Source organism: Microbispora cellulosiformans, assembly GCF_008728085.1.
Taxonomy (GTDB): Bacteria; Actinomycetota; Actinomycetes; order Streptosporangiales; family Streptosporangiaceae; genus Microbispora; species Microbispora amethystogenes.
The window spans coordinates 720,201-736,908 of sequence record NZ_VYTZ01000001.1 but is presented as its reverse complement, the minus strand read 5'-3'; the positions used below and the strand labels follow the sequence as shown (position 1 = coordinate 736,908).

General features: G+C 72.3%; 19 protein-coding genes. 12 read left to right on the top strand and 7 right to left on the bottom strand.

What is annotated here, in order from left to right:
- Positions 1–101: 101 nt before the first annotated feature.
- Complete coding sequence (locus tag F5972_RS03020; RefSeq protein ID WP_150930814.1) at positions 102–1,034, bottom strand: AraC family transcriptional regulator; 933 nt, start codon at positions 1,032–1,034, stop codon at positions 102–104.
- 143 nt (positions 1,035–1,177) lie between these two features.
- Here F5972_RS03020 and F5972_RS03015 point away from each other — a divergent pair, with 143 nt between their 5' ends.
- Genes F5972_RS03015 through F5972_RS03005 form a run of 3 tightly spaced genes read left to right on the top strand, consistent with a single transcriptional unit; the run spans position 1,178 to position 3,306 of the window.
- Positions 1,178–1,495, top strand: coding sequence for a putative quinol monooxygenase (locus F5972_RS03015; protein WP_150930812.1), 318 nt, complete (start codon positions 1,178–1,180; stop codon positions 1,493–1,495).
- 50 nt (positions 1,496–1,545) lie between these two features.
- On the top strand, positions 1,546–2,514 hold the full coding sequence (locus F5972_RS03010) for an alpha/beta hydrolase (protein ID WP_150930810.1): 969 nt from the start codon (positions 1,546–1,548) through the stop codon (positions 2,512–2,514).
- A 33-nt stretch (positions 2,515–2,547) separates the two neighbouring features.
- Positions 2,548–3,306 (top strand): SDR family NAD(P)-dependent oxidoreductase, encoded by a 759-nt coding sequence (locus F5972_RS03005; protein ID WP_150930807.1) that lies wholly within the window; start codon positions 2,548–2,550, stop codon positions 3,304–3,306.
- Between the two features lie 13 nt (positions 3,307–3,319).
- Here F5972_RS03005 and F5972_RS03000 read toward each other — a convergent pair whose 3' ends face one another.
- From F5972_RS03000 to coaA, 6 genes are all read right to left on the bottom strand, one after another.
- On the bottom strand, positions 3,320–4,036 hold the full coding sequence (locus tag F5972_RS03000) for an ABC transporter permease subunit (protein ID WP_150930806.1): 717 nt from the start codon (positions 4,034–4,036) through the stop codon (positions 3,320–3,322).
- On the bottom strand, positions 4,033–4,986 hold the full coding sequence (locus F5972_RS02995) for an ABC transporter ATP-binding protein (protein ID WP_225311115.1): 954 nt from the start codon (positions 4,984–4,986) through the stop codon (positions 4,033–4,035). The genes F5972_RS03000 and F5972_RS02995 overlap by 4 nt, the downstream gene beginning before the upstream one ends.
- Positions 4,983–5,849 carry an ABC transporter permease subunit gene (locus F5972_RS02990; RefSeq protein ID WP_150930804.1) on the bottom strand — a complete coding sequence of 289 codons (867 nt, stop codon included), beginning with the start codon at positions 5,847–5,849 and terminating at the stop codon, positions 4,983–4,985. The genes F5972_RS02995 and F5972_RS02990 overlap by 4 nt, the downstream gene beginning before the upstream one ends.
- Entirely contained in the window at positions 5,846–6,772 is a 927-nt protein-coding gene (locus F5972_RS02985; protein ID WP_150930802.1) for an ABC transporter ATP-binding protein, read from the bottom strand. Before F5972_RS02985 ends, F5972_RS02990 begins: the two co-directional genes overlap by 4 nt.
- A 78-nt stretch (positions 6,773–6,850) precedes the next feature.
- The gene (locus F5972_RS02980; RefSeq protein WP_150930800.1) at positions 6,851–7,780 is read right to left on the bottom strand and encodes a DUF389 domain-containing protein; all 930 of its coding nucleotides are present in this window, start codon (positions 7,778–7,780) and stop codon (positions 6,851–6,853) included.
- 10 nt (positions 7,781–7,790) lie between these two features.
- Complete coding sequence (coaA, locus tag F5972_RS02975; protein WP_150930798.1) at positions 7,791–8,714, bottom strand: type I pantothenate kinase; 924 nt, start codon at positions 8,712–8,714, stop codon at positions 7,791–7,793.
- A gap of 124 nt (positions 8,715–8,838) precedes the next feature.
- On the opposite strand from coaA, the gene F5972_RS02970 reads away from it, so the two are divergent.
- The 9 genes from F5972_RS02970 to rimI all read left to right on the top strand — a co-directional run bounded on the left by F5972_RS02970 (position 8,839) and on the right by rimI (position 16,589).
- On the top strand, positions 8,839–9,189 hold the full coding sequence (locus tag F5972_RS02970) for a holo-ACP synthase (protein ID WP_150930796.1): 351 nt from the start codon (positions 8,839–8,841) through the stop codon (positions 9,187–9,189).
- A 190-nt stretch (positions 9,190–9,379) separates the two neighbouring features.
- Positions 9,380–10,978, top strand: coding sequence for an NAD(P)H-hydrate dehydratase (locus tag F5972_RS02965; RefSeq protein ID WP_150930794.1), 1,599 nt, complete (start codon positions 9,380–9,382; stop codon positions 10,976–10,978).
- A 52-nt stretch (positions 10,979–11,030) separates the two neighbouring features.
- On the top strand, positions 11,031–12,176 hold the full coding sequence (gene alr / locus F5972_RS02960; RefSeq protein ID WP_150930793.1) for an alanine racemase: 1,146 nt from the start codon (positions 11,031–11,033) through the stop codon (positions 12,174–12,176).
- Positions 12,177–12,201: 25 nt separating this feature from the next.
- Entirely contained in the window at positions 12,202–13,254 is a 1,053-nt protein-coding gene (locus F5972_RS02955) for an alpha/beta fold hydrolase (RefSeq protein WP_150930791.1), read from the top strand.
- Between the two features lie 194 nt (positions 13,255–13,448).
- Positions 13,449–13,862 carry a tRNA (adenosine(37)-N6)-threonylcarbamoyltransferase complex ATPase subunit type 1 TsaE gene (tsaE, locus tag F5972_RS02950; RefSeq protein ID WP_225311151.1) on the top strand — a complete coding sequence of 138 codons (414 nt, stop codon included), beginning with the start codon at positions 13,449–13,451 and terminating at the stop codon, positions 13,860–13,862.
- A 249-nt stretch (positions 13,863–14,111) separates the two neighbouring features.
- Positions 14,112–14,759, top strand: coding sequence for a hypothetical protein (locus F5972_RS02945; RefSeq protein WP_150930787.1), 648 nt, complete (start codon positions 14,112–14,114; stop codon positions 14,757–14,759).
- A gap of 2 nt (positions 14,760–14,761) precedes the next feature.
- Positions 14,762–15,316 carry a class F sortase gene (locus F5972_RS02940; RefSeq protein ID WP_150930785.1) on the top strand — a complete coding sequence of 185 codons (555 nt, stop codon included), beginning with the start codon at positions 14,762–14,764 and terminating at the stop codon, positions 15,314–15,316.
- 42 nt (positions 15,317–15,358) lie between these two features.
- The gene (gene tsaB / locus F5972_RS02935) at positions 15,359–16,081 is read left to right on the top strand and encodes a tRNA (adenosine(37)-N6)-threonylcarbamoyltransferase complex dimerization subunit type 1 TsaB (RefSeq protein WP_150930783.1); all 723 of its coding nucleotides are present in this window, start codon (positions 15,359–15,361) and stop codon (positions 16,079–16,081) included.
- A 19-nt stretch (positions 16,082–16,100) separates the two neighbouring features.
- The gene (gene rimI / locus F5972_RS02930) at positions 16,101–16,589 is read left to right on the top strand and encodes a ribosomal protein S18-alanine N-acetyltransferase (protein ID WP_263641790.1); all 489 of its coding nucleotides are present in this window, start codon (positions 16,101–16,103) and stop codon (positions 16,587–16,589) included.
- Positions 16,590–16,708 lie beyond the last annotated feature (119 nt).

Sequence of the window (16,708 nt, the reverse complement as noted above, 5' to 3'; positions counted from 1 at the left end):
GCCGACGCGCCTGACACCACGACACTCCGAGGACCCCGCCGGGCACCCGCCCGGCGGGGTCCTCGCGTTGTGCGAAGACCTCCGGCATCGCGCGAGACGGCTCAGGCAAGGACTCCCGCGGGGCCGGGCGCGGGAAGCACTCCTGCGGGGCCGGGTGTGCCGCGCCGCAGGCGGGCGGCGTCCTGGCTGGGGGGCGCGCCGAACTGGCGGCGGTATTCACGGCTGAACTGCGACGGGTTGTCGTAGCCGACGCGGTGGCCGACTCCGGTGACGTCGCCCGGGTGGGTGGCGAGCAGCAGCCGGGCCTGCTGCAGCCGGATCTGCTTCTGGAACTGGATGGGGCTCATCGCGGTCACCGCGTGGAAGTTGCGGTAGAAGGCGGAGACGCTCATGCCGGACAGCCGCGCGAGGTCCTCGACCCGGAACGGCTGGGCGTAGTGCTCGCGGATCCAGCGCACGGCCCGGGAGATGTGGCTGAGGCCGCTGTCGGCGAGGCCGAGCTGGCGGACCGTGGCGCCCTGCTCCCCGGTGATCACTCGCCACAGGATCTCGCTCTTGACCAGCGGGGCCAGCACGGCCCGGTCACGGGGCTCGTCGAGCAGGCGCAGCAGCCGGACCACCGCGTCGAGCAGCGGAGCCGGGGCGTCGCTGACGGCGATCCCCGGTGCCGCGCCTCCGCTGCCGGGGGGAGTGTCTCCGGGCCCGGCTCGCAGCAGCAACTCGGCGACGGCGGACGGTTCCAGGATGAGGCCAAAGCCCAGCGCGGGCTGCTCCGGGCACGCCTGGGTGAACTGCCCGGTGACCGGCAGGTCGACCGACGCGACCAGATACTGCCCAGCGCCGTACTCGAAGACCCGGTCGCCCAGCGCGAGGCGTTTGGCGCCCTGGGCGATCACCGCCAGCACCGAACCGGACATGGAGGGTGCCGGCGGATCCGACCGGTCGACTTTGGAGACGAGGACGCCGTCGATGGCGGTGGTCCCGTCGGGCCGGGCATGCCGGGCCAGCAGCGTACGGAGCTCTTCGAGGCGCATACGGCCATTGCAGCACGATTCCGCGCTTAGCTCCCGCATTCGAGAGGATCGTGCAAGCACAGGGGAGCATCGTTCTAACGTTTTCGCAGGTCAAGCCGGTTCAATGGAATCACCTCACTCCACCACAGAGGAAGAAGGCTTCCATGACCGCCGAGTACGGCTTCGCCGCCACCCTGACCGCCCGGCCCGGAATGGGTGACCGTCTGGTCGATCTGCTGCTGACCGGCCTGGACGAAGGCAGCCCCGGCGCGAGCGAGCACTGCGTCGTCTACCTGGTCTCCCGTTCCGCGTCCGACCCCGACGTCGTCCACGTCATCGAGGGCTGGACCAGCGAGGAGGACCACCACCGGATCTTCGCCGGCGAGGCCGCGCAGTCCATCGTGGCGCGCATCGGCGGGCTGCTGGCCAAGGAGTCCGAGTACGCCGACTACGTGCCGGTGCGGGGCAAGGCCGCCTTCTGACCCGCTTGGCGACCCTCTCATCCGGTATCACCCCGAGAAAGGCAGTGACCATGACCCCCGCCCGACCCGCCCTGGACCCCGAACTGCGTGAGCTGCTGGCCGACATGCCCCTCATGTCCGAGCTCGACATGGAAGCGCTCACCCAGCTGCGCCGGCTCCCCTCGCCCCCTCTCGACGCCCTTCTCGCGCACCGGCAGGTCGACCGGCGCGAGGTCACCGTGCCCGCCCCGGACGGCGCCGCGATCGCCCTGTCGGTCTTCAGCCCCGCCGGCGCCGCCCGCGCCGCTTCCGCGCCCTGCGTCTACTGGATACACGGCGGCGGGATGGTCATGGGCGACCGCTTCGGACAGCTCGACATCCCGCTGGAGTGGCTCGACCGGTTCGGCGCGGTCGTCGTCTCCGTGGAGTATCGCCTCGCGCCGGAGGCCACCGGCACCGCCCCGGTCGACGACTGCTACCAGGGGCTGCTCTGGATCGCCGAGCACTCCGCCGAACTGGGCGTGGATCCCGCCCGGATCGTCGTCGCGGGCGCCAGCGCGGGCGGCGGCCTCGCCGCCGGGCTCACCCTGCTGGCCCGCGACCGCGGCACGCCGCCGATCGCCGCGCAGATGCTGATCTGCCCCATGCTCGACCACCGCAACGCCAGCACGTCCAGCCGCCAGTATTCCGGCGGGCCCGGCGTCTGGACCCGCGAGATGAACGAGTTCGGCTGGCGCTGCGTCCTCGGCGGCCTCACCGGAGACGCGGTGCCTCCGTACGTCTCGCCCGCGCTGGCGGACGACCTCTCGGGCCTGCCGGCCACGTACATCGACACCGGCTCCGCCGAGGTCTTCCGCGACGAGGACACCGACTACGCCACCCGCATCTGGGCGGTCGGCGGCCAGGCCGAGCTGCACGTCTGGGCGGGCGGATTCCACGGGTTCGACGCCCTCTATCCGCAGGCGCGGATCTCCGCCACGGCCCGACGGACGCGTACGGAATGGCTCGACCGCGTCCTGAGCCCGACCTCCGCCGCATAGCACCCCGAATCCACCGAACACAGGAGAAGAACGATGAAGGTCGCCATCGTCACGGGCGCCAGCTCCGGTATCGGACAGAGCGCCGCCATCGAGATCGCCAGGCGCGGAACCGGAGTCATCCTGACGTACGGCAGCAATCGGCGAGGAGGACTGGAGACGGTCGCCGCCATCGAGAAGGAGGGCGGCAGGGCCGTCGCACTGCCGCTGGACGTCGGCGAGACCGGCGGCTTCGCGGCCCTCCGCGACACCGTGGCGGACGTGCTGCGCGATGTCTGGCGGCGCGACACCTTCGACTACCTCGTGAACAACGCCGGCGCCGCCGAGACGTCGTTGATCGAGGACATGACCGAGGAGACCTTCGACAGGCTCATGCGGGTCCTGCTCAAAGGGCCGTACTTCCTCACGCAGCGGCTGCTTCCCCTGATGGCGGACGGCGGGGCCATCGTCAACACGAGCAGCAGCTCGGTGGCGACGGCCGGCCTGGAGCCCGGCTACTCGGCCTACGCCTCGATGAAGGGCGGCCTGGTCGTGCTGACCCGCTACATGGCCAAGGAGTTCAGCACGCGGGGCATCCGCGTCAACTCCGTGTCACCCGGCCCGACCCGCACCCGGCTCGGCGGCGACGCCTTCACCCGGTTCCCCGAGGTCGTCCCGGCCCTCGCCGCGAAGACCGCGCTCGGCCGGGTCGGCGAACCCGGTGACATCGGCGCGGTGATCGCCACACTGGTCTCGGACGAGAGCCGCTGGATCACAGCCCAGGACATCGAGGTATCGGGTGGCTACAACCTCTGACCACCAGCCGGCGCTAGTCGTCGCCGGTGAGGGAGAGGGAGCGCAGGCGCTGGCCGGTCCACAGGACCGCCCCGACGGTGACGATGGCCATGGCCGGTACGGCGAAGCCCAGCGTCACCTCGGTGGAGAAGAAGGCCGAGGAGGAGACGTAGTCGGCGAGAGACTGGGCCCACTGCTGGATGGAGAACTTGCGCGCTCCGGGCACGTAGCCGCCGACGACGCCCTCCCAGACGAGGGCGTAGATCACGCCGATCGCGACCGCGTGCCGGGTGAGCACGCCCAGCAGCAGGAACACCGCCGCGTACGCGACGCCGCCGAACAGCGCCCCGAAGGTGAACCCGATCGCGACATCCGACTCCATGCCGGTCAGGAGATAGGCGGCGGCGAACGTCGAGACCGCCGCGAAGACGGCGATGAGGGAGGCCGCGACCACGAACTTCGTCACCGCGATCACCGGGCGGGAGATCGGCTTGGACAGCAGGTGGATGATCGTGCCGTCCTCGATCTCCGGGGCGATGACGCCCGTCCCGCCGATCAGCCCGAGCAACGGCAGCATCGTGCCGATCGCGAAGGTCTTCATCAGCGTCACGGCCGTCTGCTCGGACTGGCCGTTCAGGAGTCTGAGCAGCAGGGCGATCGCGACGAGCGCCACCGGGAGCAGCACCAGCAGCCAGATCCGCTTGCGTCCGAGCATGGCCCGGTACGTGATGTCCGCGACCACGGTGTTCATCGGGAGCTCCCGGAGATGAGGTAGGAGAAGACGCTTTCCAGGTCCTCGTCGGTGGGGGAGACCTGCCACAGGTGGACGTCGAGGTCGCGGGCCGTCCGGGGCAGCAGCGCGGTGAAGCGCGCGAAGTCGGTGACCTGCACCTCGATGCCCTGCTCCGTCAGCGAGACGGCGCTGGAGGAGAGATCGGCGATGAGGGCGGCGGCGAGCCGCCTGTCGTCGCTCGACCTGACCCGGAACATGTGTGGCCGGTCGGCCATGCGCCGCCGGATCTCCCGGTAGTCCCCCGACGCGGCGTGCCGTCCGGCGACCAGGACCTCGATGTGGTGAGCCACCCGCTCGACCTCTTCGAGGATGTGCGAGCTGAACAGGATCGTCCGGCCCTCCTCGCCCATCCGGCGGACGAGGTCCATCAGGTGGAGGCGCTGCCGCGGGTCCATGCCGTTGAACGGCTCGTCCAGCAGCAGCACCTGCGGGTCGTGGACGAGGGCCGCGGCGACCTTCACGCGCTGCCGCATGCCCTTGGAGTACGTCTCGATGCGGCGGCCGGACGCCTCCGTCATCTCCACCAGGTCGAGGGCCCGGCGGGCCGCGTCGTCGGGGGACGGCAACCCGTGCAGCCGGGCCGCCGACAGCACGAACTGCCGGCCGGTGAGGAAGCCGTACACGGCCTCCTTCTCGGGCACCAGGCCGATCTGCCGGTAGATGTCGTGGTTGTGCCAGATCTGCCGGCCGTCCAGGGTCGCCGTGCCGTTCGACGGCGCGAGGAACCCGGCCATCATGTGCAGCAGCGTCGACTTGCCGGCGCCGTTCGGGCCGAGCAGGCCGGTGACGCCGGGGCCGATCGTCATCGTGACGTCGTTGACCGCCACGACGTTGCCGTACCAGCGGGAGACCTGGGCGAGTTCCAGCACGCCCTGGCGGGTGGTCACGGGGGGACTCGTGGTGGTCACGACGCCGCCTTCCGGTAGCGCAGGAGGACGCCCGTCACGGCCAGGGCGATCACGGCCAGCAGGATCAGGCACGAGGCGACGCCCGGGGGATAACCCTCGCCGGTCGCCGGTTCGGTGCCGAACAGCGACGACTGGACGGCGTCGACGAGGAAGAACGGGTTGAGGAGCAGGGCCCAGGGAGCCACGTCGTCCCGGCCGGTCGAGGAGAGCACGGCGAAGAAGAGCGTGGAGACGGCGGCGGTGAACATGTAGAACGCGATCACCACGGCGACCCCGAGGCCGCGGCGCGGGGTGAACGACGCCAGGGCGACGCCCAGGGCGGCCAGCAGCACCGCGCGCAGGACCGTGCCGCCCAGCGCGCCGAGGTAGTCGCCCGTGTGCAGCGGCATCGGCATGTCGATCAACATCTCGCCGACGAACTCGATCGTGATCGGGATCGCCATCAGGCAGAACAGCGCGACCGTCAGCGCGGCCAGCTTCGCCACGACGTAGTCGGTCACCGTCAGCGGGCGGGAGAGATACAGCGGCAGCACGCGGAACCGCAGGTCCGGCGCGACCAGGTACGGCGCCTGCGCGGCCAGGAAGACGGCGATCACCGCCTGCATGAAGACGGCGTACTGCGAATAGGGCATGACGAACTGCTTGGCGATCGCCATCACGCCGATCGACACGACCGTCGGCATCAGCATGATCGCGGCCAGCAGCAGCGGCATGATCTTGGCGCGGATCGTGCGGCCCAGCCCGAACACGCCGCGCAGGCTCTGCACGCCGAGGGCGAGCGTCGCCCGGCCGCGCCCGAGCCGTACGCCGTCGTAATGGCGGTATCCGATGTCGTGGATGACCGCGGTCGGCTCGATCGTCATGCCACCGGCTCCTTGAAGACGTCCTCGATGCGGCCTCGGCGCTGCTCCAGCCGCAGGAGGCTGAGGCCGAGGTCGCTGACGGCGTCGCGCACCGCGTCGTAGGTGCGGCCGGGGTCGTCGGGGGACACCTGCACCGTCAGCAGCCTGCCCTGCACCGCCACCGTCTCGCCGCCGCCCGTGAGGCGGTCGGCCAGTTGCCGCTGCCCCTCCTCGACCTCCACCGCGATGGTCTGCTCGGCCCGGGTGAACTCGCGGATCGCCGAGGAGCGCAGCAGCCGCCCGCCGTCGATGACGATCACGTGGTCGCACACCCGCTCAAGCTCGCCGAGCAGGTGGGAGGTGACCAGGACGCTGATGCCGAACTCGGTGCCGACCCGCCGGATCAGCGCCAGCATGTCGTCGCGGCCCTGCGGGTCGAGCCCGTTGGTGGGCTCGTCGAGGAAGACCAGCCGAGGATCGTGGACGAGGGCCTGGGCGAGCTTGACGCGCTGCCGCATGCCGGTCGAGTAGCCCCCCATCGGGCGGTAGCGCTCCTCGTCCAGCCCGACGTGGCGCAGCGTGTCCGCGGCGCGCTCACGGGCCGCGGTGCGCGGCAGGCCGGACATCTGGGCCATGTGGACCACGAACTCGGTCGCCGAGATGTCCGGGGGCAGGCAGTCGTGCTCGGGCATGTAGCCCACGGTCCGCCGGATCTCCAGGCCCTGCGTGGCCGTGTCCAGGCCCAGCACCGAGGCGCTCCCCGAGGTGGGCGGGACGAGGCCGAGCAGGATCTTGATCAGGGTGGACTTGCCCGCGCCGTTGGCGCCGACCAGGCCGGTCACGCCGGTCCCGGCCGCGACGGTGAGGTGGTCGAGCGCCGTGACGCGGGGGAACCGCTTGGTCAGCCCCTCGGTCGCGAAGCATGGAGTCGCGCTCGCTGTCATGACTGGCACCCTACTCGGCGACGCCCCCGCCGGGCCTCCGTCTGATGGAGGAACCGATCTACGCCTCAGGTATGCCTGTCACGCGCGACTTCCGCCGTACCGGCTCCACAGGAGGCGCTGGAGGAACAACGTCAGCGTCCCGGCGACGACCATCCCGGCGATGTTGACGACGAGCTGCAGCGCGGAGCCGCCGACCTCGTCCCAGCGCCACAGTGCCAGGGCCACCGCCATGTAGCCCGCCGCCGGGACGGTGGTGACCGAGATGAAGACGCCGACCAGCGCCGAGGACTTGCCCGCCGTGATCGACAGCACGCCGGCCGCTCCGGCGAGCAGCGCCACGATGACCGACCACGTGTCGGGCTTGACGATGAAGTGCACCTCGTCGTTGTGCCGGAGCATGTCGGGCGTGATCATGCCGAGCCCGCGTGAGACCAGCGCGCAGGCCAGCGTGACGGCGATCGCGACCGCGAATCCCGCCGCGAGCGTGCGGGCCGCCGTGCCGATGAGCGCCCAGTGGCGGCCGAGCAGGCCGAAGGAGACCGCCGCGACCGCGCCGAACTCCGGGCCGAGCACCATGGCGCCGACGATGAGGATCTGCGAGGGGATCAGCACGCCGATGGCCGCGAGTTGTGTGGCGATGGTGAGGAACGCCAGGAACGCCCAGGTGATGCGGCTGTCGAGGGCGACCCGCGCCTCGAACTGCTCCCACACCACCGCGTCGTCGCCCTCGCCGGGCGCCCGTTCCTCCGCCTCGTCGGCTCCCCGGGAGATCGACAGCTCGATCTCCTCGACCGAGATCGAGCCGTCCTCCTCCAGGCCGAGCGCCTTGAGGTCCTCGATGACGGAGTTGGCGGCCTCCCTGGCGACGTCGGCGAGCACCACGTCGCCCTCCGGCCGCCGGGCCGCCTTGGTCAGGACCACGATGTTGGTGACGCCCGGCGCGCGGTCGAGCGCCTCGACGACCCGGTCCGTACGCTCATAAGGGGCGATCACCCGCAGATGCAGCACCGGACGATTATCAGGTACGGCGGAGCCGTACGTGGGTGACCGAGTGGTCGGAACCCTTGTGGAGGATCAGCCCGGCCCGCTCGCGCGTCGGCGCGATGTTCTCCACCAGGTTGCGCTCGTTGACGTCGCGCCAGACGCCCTGCGCGAACGCGGTCGCCTCCTCGTGCGAGAGCGCCGCGATGTGCCGGAAGTAGGACTTCGGATCGGCGAAGGCCGTACGGCGCAGCTTGTGGAAGCGCTCGACGTACCAGGTGCGGATGTCCTCGATCCGGGCGTCCACGTAGATGGAGAAGTCGAAGTAGTCGTAGACGGCGAGGGCGTCCGGCGGCGCGGGCTGCAGGACGTTGAGCCCCTCCACGATCAGGATGTCCGGCCGGTCGACGACGTGTGTCGCGCCGGGCACGATGTCGTACTCCAGATGGCTGTAGACGGGCGCCTCGACCGCGGGACGGCCCGCCTTCACGTCGGCCACGAAGCTCACCAGTGCCCGCCGGTCGTAGCTCTCCGGGAAGCCCTTGCGGTGCGTGATCCCGCGCTCCTCCAGCACCTTGTTGGGGTGGAGGAAGCTGTCGGTGGTGATCAGGTCGACGCGGGGGTGCTCGGGCCAGCGGGCGAGCAGCGTGTGCAGCAGCCGCGCCGTGGTCGACTTGCCGACCGCGACGCTGCCCGCGATGCCCAGCACGTACGGCGGGGGCGTCCCGTGTTCGCCGAGGAACGCGCCGACGGCGGCGCCGCGCTGCCGCGAGCCGGTGAAGTGCAGGTTCAGCAGCCGGGTGAGTGGCAGGTAGACGTCGGTGACCTCGGAGAGGTCGATCGGGTCGTGGACGCCGCGCAGCTCCCGCAACTCCGCCTCGGTGAGCGTGAGCGGCGTGTTCCTGCGCAGGTCACGCCACTGCTCCCGGCTCAGCTCGACGTACGCGTCCCCATCTGCCACGCGGCAAGCGTAGCCACGGCCGATCGCCGCGTCCGCGCGGGGTCGTGCACAGCCTGTGGACAAAAATCGATGGATTACTTTCTCGTGAGACGGGGAAAGAGTGAGGGCCCCTTACGCTGGCGGTGTGATCGTGGGCATCGGGGTGGACGTGGTCGAGGTCGCGCGGCTGCGCGCGGCGCTGGAGCGCACGCCCGGGCTGCGGCGCCGCCTGTTCACCGAGGCCGAGGCCGAGTTGCCGCCGGAGTCGCTGGCGGCGCGGTTCGCCGCCAAGGAGGCGGTCGCCAAGGCCCTCGGGGCCCCACCTGGCCTGAGCCACCTCGACGCGGAGGTGGTGCGCGGCGGAAACGGCCGTCCCGAGGTGCGAATCACCGGCAGGGCCGCGGAGGTGGCGCGAGGCCTCGGCGTACGCCGGTGGCACGTCTCCCTGTCGCACGACGGCGGCATCGCCGTCGCCTACGTGATCGCCGAGTCCTGAGGCCGCGAGCCCTGACGTGCCCGCGCCTTTAAGACCGGCGAATCCCGACGTCGCGGGGTCCCAGCGCCGAATGCCGGCGTCGCCCGGTCCCAGGGCCGCCGGGCCCGCGGGGGGCGCTGAGACGGCGTGTTCCGGCGACCGGTGGGTGCGGTGATCGCGATCGACGTGGCGGGAGGCTACGGTCGGACGCATGCGGACCGCCTACACCTCCGACCAGATCCGGACCGCCGAGACGGCGCTGATGGCGAGGCTCCCCGAGGGGACCCTGATGAGCCGGGCCGCCGCCGGGCTCGCCATGGTCTGCGCGAACCTGCTCAAAGGCGTGCGCGGCCGGGTGTACGGCTCCCACGTGGCGCTGCTGGTCGGCGGTGGGGACAACGGCGGCGACACCCTGTACGCGGGGGCCCTCCTGGCCCGCAGGGGAGCCCGGGTGGAGGCCGTTCTGGCCGGTTCACGCGCCCACGAGGGCGGCCTGGCCGCGCTGCTCGCGGCCGGTGGCCGGACGGGCCCCTTCGACGCGGCGAGGGCCGGTGACCTGCTCGCGCGGGCCGACGTCGTGCTCGACGGCCTCGTCGGCATCGGGGGCGGCGGCGCGCTGCGGGAGCCGTACGGCACGCTCGCGGAGCTGACCGCAGAGGCCGCCGGTCTCGTCGTGGCGGTCGACGTCCCGAGCGGGGTGGACGCGAGCAGCGGGCGGGTCGAGGGACCGGCGGTCCGCGCGCACCTGACGGTGACGTTCGGGGCCTACAAGGCCGGTCTGCTCGTCGATCCGGGAGCCTCCCACGCGGGTTCGGTCGAACTGGTGGACATCGGCCTTGGGCCGCACCTGCCGGACCCCGAGGTGGCCGCGCCGACCGGCGACGACGTGGCCGGTCTGCTGCCCCGGCCGGGCGCGGAGAGCGACAAGTACCGCCGGGGGGTCGTCGGGATCGCCGCGGGCAGCGACAGGTACACGGGAGCCGCCGTCCTCTCCGTCGGCGGCGCGGTGCGCGCAGGCGCGGGCATGGTCCGCTTCGCGAGCGCGGCCGAGCCGGTGCGGCTGGTCAGGGCCCGCTGGCCCGAGGCGGTCACGACCGTGCTCGACCCGTCGTCGTCCCCGGAAAGCCTGCTGGAGGAGGTCGGGCGGGTGCAGGCGTGGGTGCTCGGGCCCGGGCTCGGCACCGGCCCGGAGGCGCATGCGGTGGCCCGCGCCGTGCTTTCGTCCGACGTGCCGGTGCTGGTGGACGCCGACGGGCTCACGCTGGTCGCCAAGGACCGGACGCTGCTGCGCAGGGCCGCTCCCACGGTGCTCACGCCGCACGCGGGCGAGCTCTCGCGGCTGCTCGGCGTGCCGAGGGAGCAGATCGAGGCCGCGCGGCTCGACCATGTGCGGCGGGCCGCGGCGGAACTGGGGGCGACGGTGCTGCTGAAGGGCTCGACCACCCTCGTCGCGGAGGAGCACCGGCCGGTGCGGGTCAACACCACTGGGACGCCCTGGCTCGCCACGGGCGGCACCGGTGACGTCCTGTCCGGGATCACGGGCGCCCTGCTCGCCGCCGGCCTGTCCGGCTACGACGCGGCCTCGTGTGCCGCGTACGTCCACGGCCTGGCCGCGCGGATCGCCGCCAGGGGCGGCGACGGCGGAGGCGCCAGGGCAGAAGCCGGGGGCCGCGCCGAGGCCCGCTACGAGGCCGGTGACGGCGGGCGCGGGGAGGCCGGGTACGGGGCCGGTGACGGGGGGTGCGGGGAGGCCCCGATCGCGGCCCTCGACGTCGCCGAGGCGATCCCCGCGGCCCTGCGCATGCTCTGACGTGCGACGTCTATGGGCGCATCCACCCGGGTCCACCTGACACACTGGGAAAATGAGCTTCTCGACGGCGGGTGCGGCCACCCCGGCTGAGGCACGGGTGGATCTGTCCGCGATCAGGCACAACGTGCGGCTGCTGGCCGAGCGTGCGGGCGGCGCCGAGACGATGGCCGTGGTCAAGGCCGACGCGTACGGGCACGGCCTGGTGCCGGTGGCGAACGCGTGCCTGGAGGCGGGCGCGGCCCGGCTCGGCACCGCCTTCGTACGCGAGGCGCTGGCCCTGCGCGAGGCGGGGATCACCGCGCCGGTCATGTCGTGGCTCATCACGCCGGGCGAGCCGCTGGACGCCGCGCTGCTCGCGGACGTCGACCTGTCCGCCGGCGCCCCCTGGGTCGTGGACGAGATCGCCGCGGCCGCCGGCAGGACCGGGCGCACCGCCCGGGTCCACCTGAAGATCGACACCGGCATCTCCCGGGGCGGCGCCACCGTCGCCGACTGGCCGTCGCTGGTCGAGCACGCCCTCGCCGCACGGGCGACCGGCGCCGTCGACATCGTGGGCATCTGGTCGCACCTCGCGTGCGCCGACATCCCCGGCCATCCTTCCATCGAGGCCCAGCTCGCCACGTTCGACGAGGCGCTCGCCGTCGCGGACAAGGCCGGGGTGCCGAGCGACGCCGTCCGGCACATCGCGAACTCCGCCGCGGCCGTCACGCTGCCGCAGGCGAGGTACGACATGATCCGTCCCGGCATCGCGATCTACGGGCTGAGCCCGGTCCCCGAGCTCGGCGACTTCGGGCTCCGGCCCGCGATGACCCTGACCGCCAGACTCGCGAGCGTGAAGCGGGTCGCCCCCGGGACGGGCGTGTCGTACGGGCACCTGTACGTCACCGACCGGCAAACCACGCTTGGTCTCGTTCCTCTCGGGTATGCGGACGGCATCCTGCGAAACGGGACCAATCGGGCGGAGGTGCTGGCGGCGGGCCGGCGGCGGCGGATCGCCGGCCGGGTGTGCATGGACCAGTTCGTCATCGACCTCGGCGACGACGCGGCGGAATCGGGGGACGAAGTGATCCTTTTCGGCCCCGGGGACGACGGCGAGCCGACTTGTCAGGAGTGGGCGGATTCCCTGGGCACGATTACTCATGAGATCGTGACGAGGATCGGATCCCGCGTGCCTCGCGTCCACACGGACGGACGCTGAGCATGCGGCTGCGAGGAGGGCAGGCATGAGCACACGTCGCAAGGTCGGGATCGCCGGCGCGGTCTTCGGCGCGGCGTCGGCGGGGGTGGCGGCGGCCACGCTCGCCAAGAGGTACGCCGTGGGCCGCATCCGCCTGCGGCCCGACCTGGAGGCGGGCGAGCCCTTCGGCGAGCTGCGCGGACGGCCGGTGACGCTCACCACCTCCGACGGCGTCCAGATCCACGCCGAGATCGACGGCGTGGAGGACGCGCCGCTGACCGTGGTGCTGTGCCACGGCTACTGTCTGTCCTCCGACTCCTGGCACTACCAGCGGCGCGTTCTGCGCGACTCCTACCGCCTGGTGATGTGGGACCAGCGCTGCCACGGGCTGTCGGCCCGCGCGCCGGCGAGCGACTGCACGATCGAGCGGCTCGGCGAGGACCTCGCGCTGGTGCTCGACGAGCTCGTCCCCGGGCCGTGCGTCGTGGTCGGCCACTCGATGGGCGGCATGACGATCATGGCTCTGGCGGAGCGGCGGCCCGAGCTGTTCGGCGACAAGATCCGCGGTGTGTCGCTGATCGCGACCTCGGCCGGCAAGCTCGCCGAGATCACCCTGGGTCTGCCCGCTCTGGTCTCCAAGGTGGTGAACCTCGCGGTGCCGTCCGCCGTCTCGGTCATGCGCCGGAGCGGCGCGCTCGTGGACCGCGGCCGGCAGGCCGGCACCGACCTGTCGTTCCTCGCGCTGCGCCATCTCGCCTTCGGCGATTCCAAGAGCGTCAGCCCGACCGTCGTGGACTTCGTCGAGTCGATGATCCGGGCCACTCCCTCCGAGGTGATCGCGGACTTCTACCCGGCGCTCATGTCGCACGACAAGCTGACCGCGCTCGACGTGCTGAACAAGGTGCCGACCGCCATCATCGTCGGTGAGGGCGACTGGCTGACGCCGCTCGACCACAGCAGGGCGATCGCGGCCGCCGTGCCGACCGCCCAGCTCACCACCGTGCCGGAGACGTCGCATCTCGTGCAGCTCGAACGGCCCGACGCGGTGAACGAGGCCCTGCGCGAGCTGCTGAAGCGAGCCGAGAGGGGCAGCGCGTGACCACCGGTGCGTCCCGGGCCGCCGAGTCCGGGGCGGCTGAGTCCCGAGCCACCGGGTCTGGGGCCACTGAGTCCGGGGCGGCTGAGTCCCGAGCCACCGGGTCTGGGGCCACTGAGTCCGGGGCGGCTGAGTCCCGAGGCGACGAACTCCGCACCGCTGAGTTCCGGGCCGCGACCGCCGAGGAGACGCGGACCCTGGGCGCGCGGCTGTCCGCGCTGCTCGGGCCGGGAGACCTGGTCGTGCTGAGCGGGCCGCTCGGCGCGGGGAAGACCACCCTTGTGCAGGGCCTCGCGGAGGGCCTCAAGGTGCGCGGGCCGATCACCTCCCCGACCTTCGTGATCGCCAGAGTCCACCCGTCCCTGTCGGGCGGGCCCGCGCTGGTGCACGTGGACGCCTACCGGCTCGGCGGCTTCGTGGAGGTGGACGATCTCGATCTCGACGCCTCGCTGGAGGAGTCGGTCACCGTGGTCGAGTGGGGTGAGGGCCTGGTCGAGGGGCTGTCGGAGGACCGCCTGGAGGTCCACATCGAGCGCGGCGCCGAGGACGAGGAACGGCTCGTACGGCTGTCGGGCGTGGGCCCGCGGTGGTCCGCCGTCTCCCTCGCCTGAGCCCGGGCCTGAGTCGCCTCCACAGACCGGGGCCATTCTCGCCACAAACGACCGCAACCCAGACTCTGACGTGCGACAAGGACGCGCGGGGACAAGCCGGGCGTCGTCCGTGCGCGATTCAGACCGGTCCGCCGCGCAGTCCTTGACGCCTGTCCGCGTTCCTGTGGATCATCGGGACGAAGGAAGATCCTCGGTCATGAATCGGTCTGGATTTTCTGGGTAAGGGACCGGGGTGGAAGAGGTGTGCGATTGAGCAGGGTCACACAGGTCGCCGTCGCGGGAGCCTTTCTGTTCGGAGCCATGGGCTGCACCGCGCAGGCCTCGGTGCAGGCCGAACCGACCATCACGCTGACCCCGCCTGTGCCGACGCCGCTCGTCTCGATCTCGCGCCAGGACATCCGGGTGACGGTCGAGCCGAAGCGGATCACCGGAGGGGCGACCAGGAGCGTGCGCGTCAGCGCCCGCTGCCCGCTGTCGGAGGGCGGTCCCGAATACCGCGCGACCGCGCGTTCCGACGCGTTCACGGGGCTCGTCACGCTGGTGCCGCCGCCGGCGAAGTCGGGCACCCCGGCCTCCGCCACCGCCATGCCGCTGGTGACGGGCAGTGCCACCGTACGGGCCGGCGCGAAGGCGGGCGGCTACCGCGTGCAGGTGCGGTGCGAGGCCACCAACGACGTCGGCGAGGCGTCGTTGAGGATCGTCGCTCCGCGGGAGGAGCCGGACGACACCGAGGACCACACGAGGATTCCCACCCGTGCCCCGCACGCGGGTGGCGGCGGCACGGCCGCCGGGGGCCCTGAAGACGCGTCCGGGCCGCCGGTGGGCGTCACCGTCGTCGTGCTGCTGGCCGCGCTCGGCGTCGGCGTCGGGGTGGCCCGCAGGCGCTCCGGAGCCTGACGTTGGCGCTGTCCACCCGGGGGGTGATCGTCGCCGGGGTGGTCACCGGGCTCGTCTTCGCCGTGATCACCGGGGGCAGGGACGCGGGCGACCAGGCGGAGGTCAGAACGTCCGTCGTCCCCAAGCGGATCGACATCCCGGCGCTCCGCCTCAAGGCGCCGCTGATGAAGCTCGGCCTCTCCGACGAGGGCGACGTGGAGTTGCCGCCCTTCGACAAGCCGACCACGGCGGGCTGGTACACCGGCAGCGCCGTGCCGGGCGATCCCGGCGCCTCCGTGATCATCGGCCATGTGGACACCAAGACCGCTCCCGCCGTCTTCTACCGCCTGCGCGACCTGCGCAAGGGAGCGGTCGTGAAGGTGGTGCGCAGCGACGGCAAGACCGCCTCCTACACGGTGGACTCCGTGGAGCGCGTGCCCAAGAACGAATTCCCGGCCGAGCGCGTCTACACCGAGGACGGCCTGCGCCTGATCACCTGTGGCGGCGACTTCGACTGGAAACAGCACGAATACCGCGACAACGTCATCGTCTACGCCTCCCTGGCCCGCACCGCCTGACGGTGTCCGGCGGCCTGAGCGGAGCGACTACGCTTGACCTTCGTGCTTGTCTTGGCCTTCGACACCGCCACTCCCGCCGTCACCGCCGCGCTGCACGACGGCGAGCGTGTGGTGGCGGAGTCGACGACGATCGACGCGCGGCGGCACGGGGAGCTGCTCGCGCCCGCCGTCGAGCAGGTCCTGCGTGAGTCGGGGGCGACGCTCAGGGACGTCACCGCCATCGTCGCGGGGACCGGGCCCGGGCCGTACACCGGTCTGCGGGTCGGCCTGATGACGGCGACGGCGCTGGCGCTGACCGCGGGCGTGCCGGCGTTCGGGGTGTGCACGCTCGACGCCCTCGCGTACGCCGCGGAGGAGAGCGGGCCGTTCCTGGTCGCGACCGACGCGCGCCGCAAGGAGGTCTTCTGGGCCCGGTACGGCGACCCGCGCACGCGGCTCGACGGGCCGCGCGTGGACCGGCCGCACGACCTGCCCGGCGAACTGCCCGTGATCGGCGCGGGCGGCGCCATGTACGCCGACGTCATCGGCGCCGACCGGATACGCGGCCCGCTGCACCCCTCGGCCGGGGCGCTCGCGGCCCTCGCGGCCGGGCGCCTCGCCACGCTGAGCGAGGAGGAGGCGGCCGAGATCGCCCGCGTGCCCGAGGGGCGGGTCGACTCCGTGGAGAAGGCGCGGGAGCTTTCCGTGCTCGGCCCGCCGCGGCCGATCTACCTGCGGCGTCCCGACGCGCAGGTGCCCGGGACGCCGAAGAGGGTGACGGCGTGACCCGCGCCGGGGAGACGCCGTGAGGCAGGCGGAGGTCGTCCTGCGTCAGATGACCGCGGAGGACCTGCCCGCGGTCATGGAGATCGAGCGCGCCACGTTCCCGGCGGACGCCTGGAGCGAGGCCATGCTGCGGGGCGAGCTGCGCGACCAGCCGCGCACCCGGCACTATCTGGTCGCGGAGATGGGCGAGCGGGTCGTGGGGTACGCCGGGCTCGCGGTGGCCGCCGACCAGGCGGATGTGCAGACGATCGCCGTCCTCGCCGCGCACCGCCGCGCCGGCGTCGGCGCCGCGCTGATGGACGCGTTGCTCGCCGAGGCGGTGCGGCGCGGCGCGACCTCGGTGTTCCTGGAGGTGCGCGCGGACAACCCCCCGGCACAGGCGATGTACGAGCGGTTCGGCTTCCGCCGCCTCGGCCTGCGAAGGCGCTACTACGAGGACGGAACGGACGCCATCACCATGACGAAGGACCTCGGGAGCGAGCGTCCCGACGCTGAGCGGGAACAGTAGCGAGCGATCCGAAGGGGCGCGCCGGTGTCTGGACTGAGGAGTGAGCGGGGAGCGAGGGACGAGCGACTCCGAGCGACGAGGGAAGACATCGGGAGTGAGCGTCCCGATGGTGAGCGGGA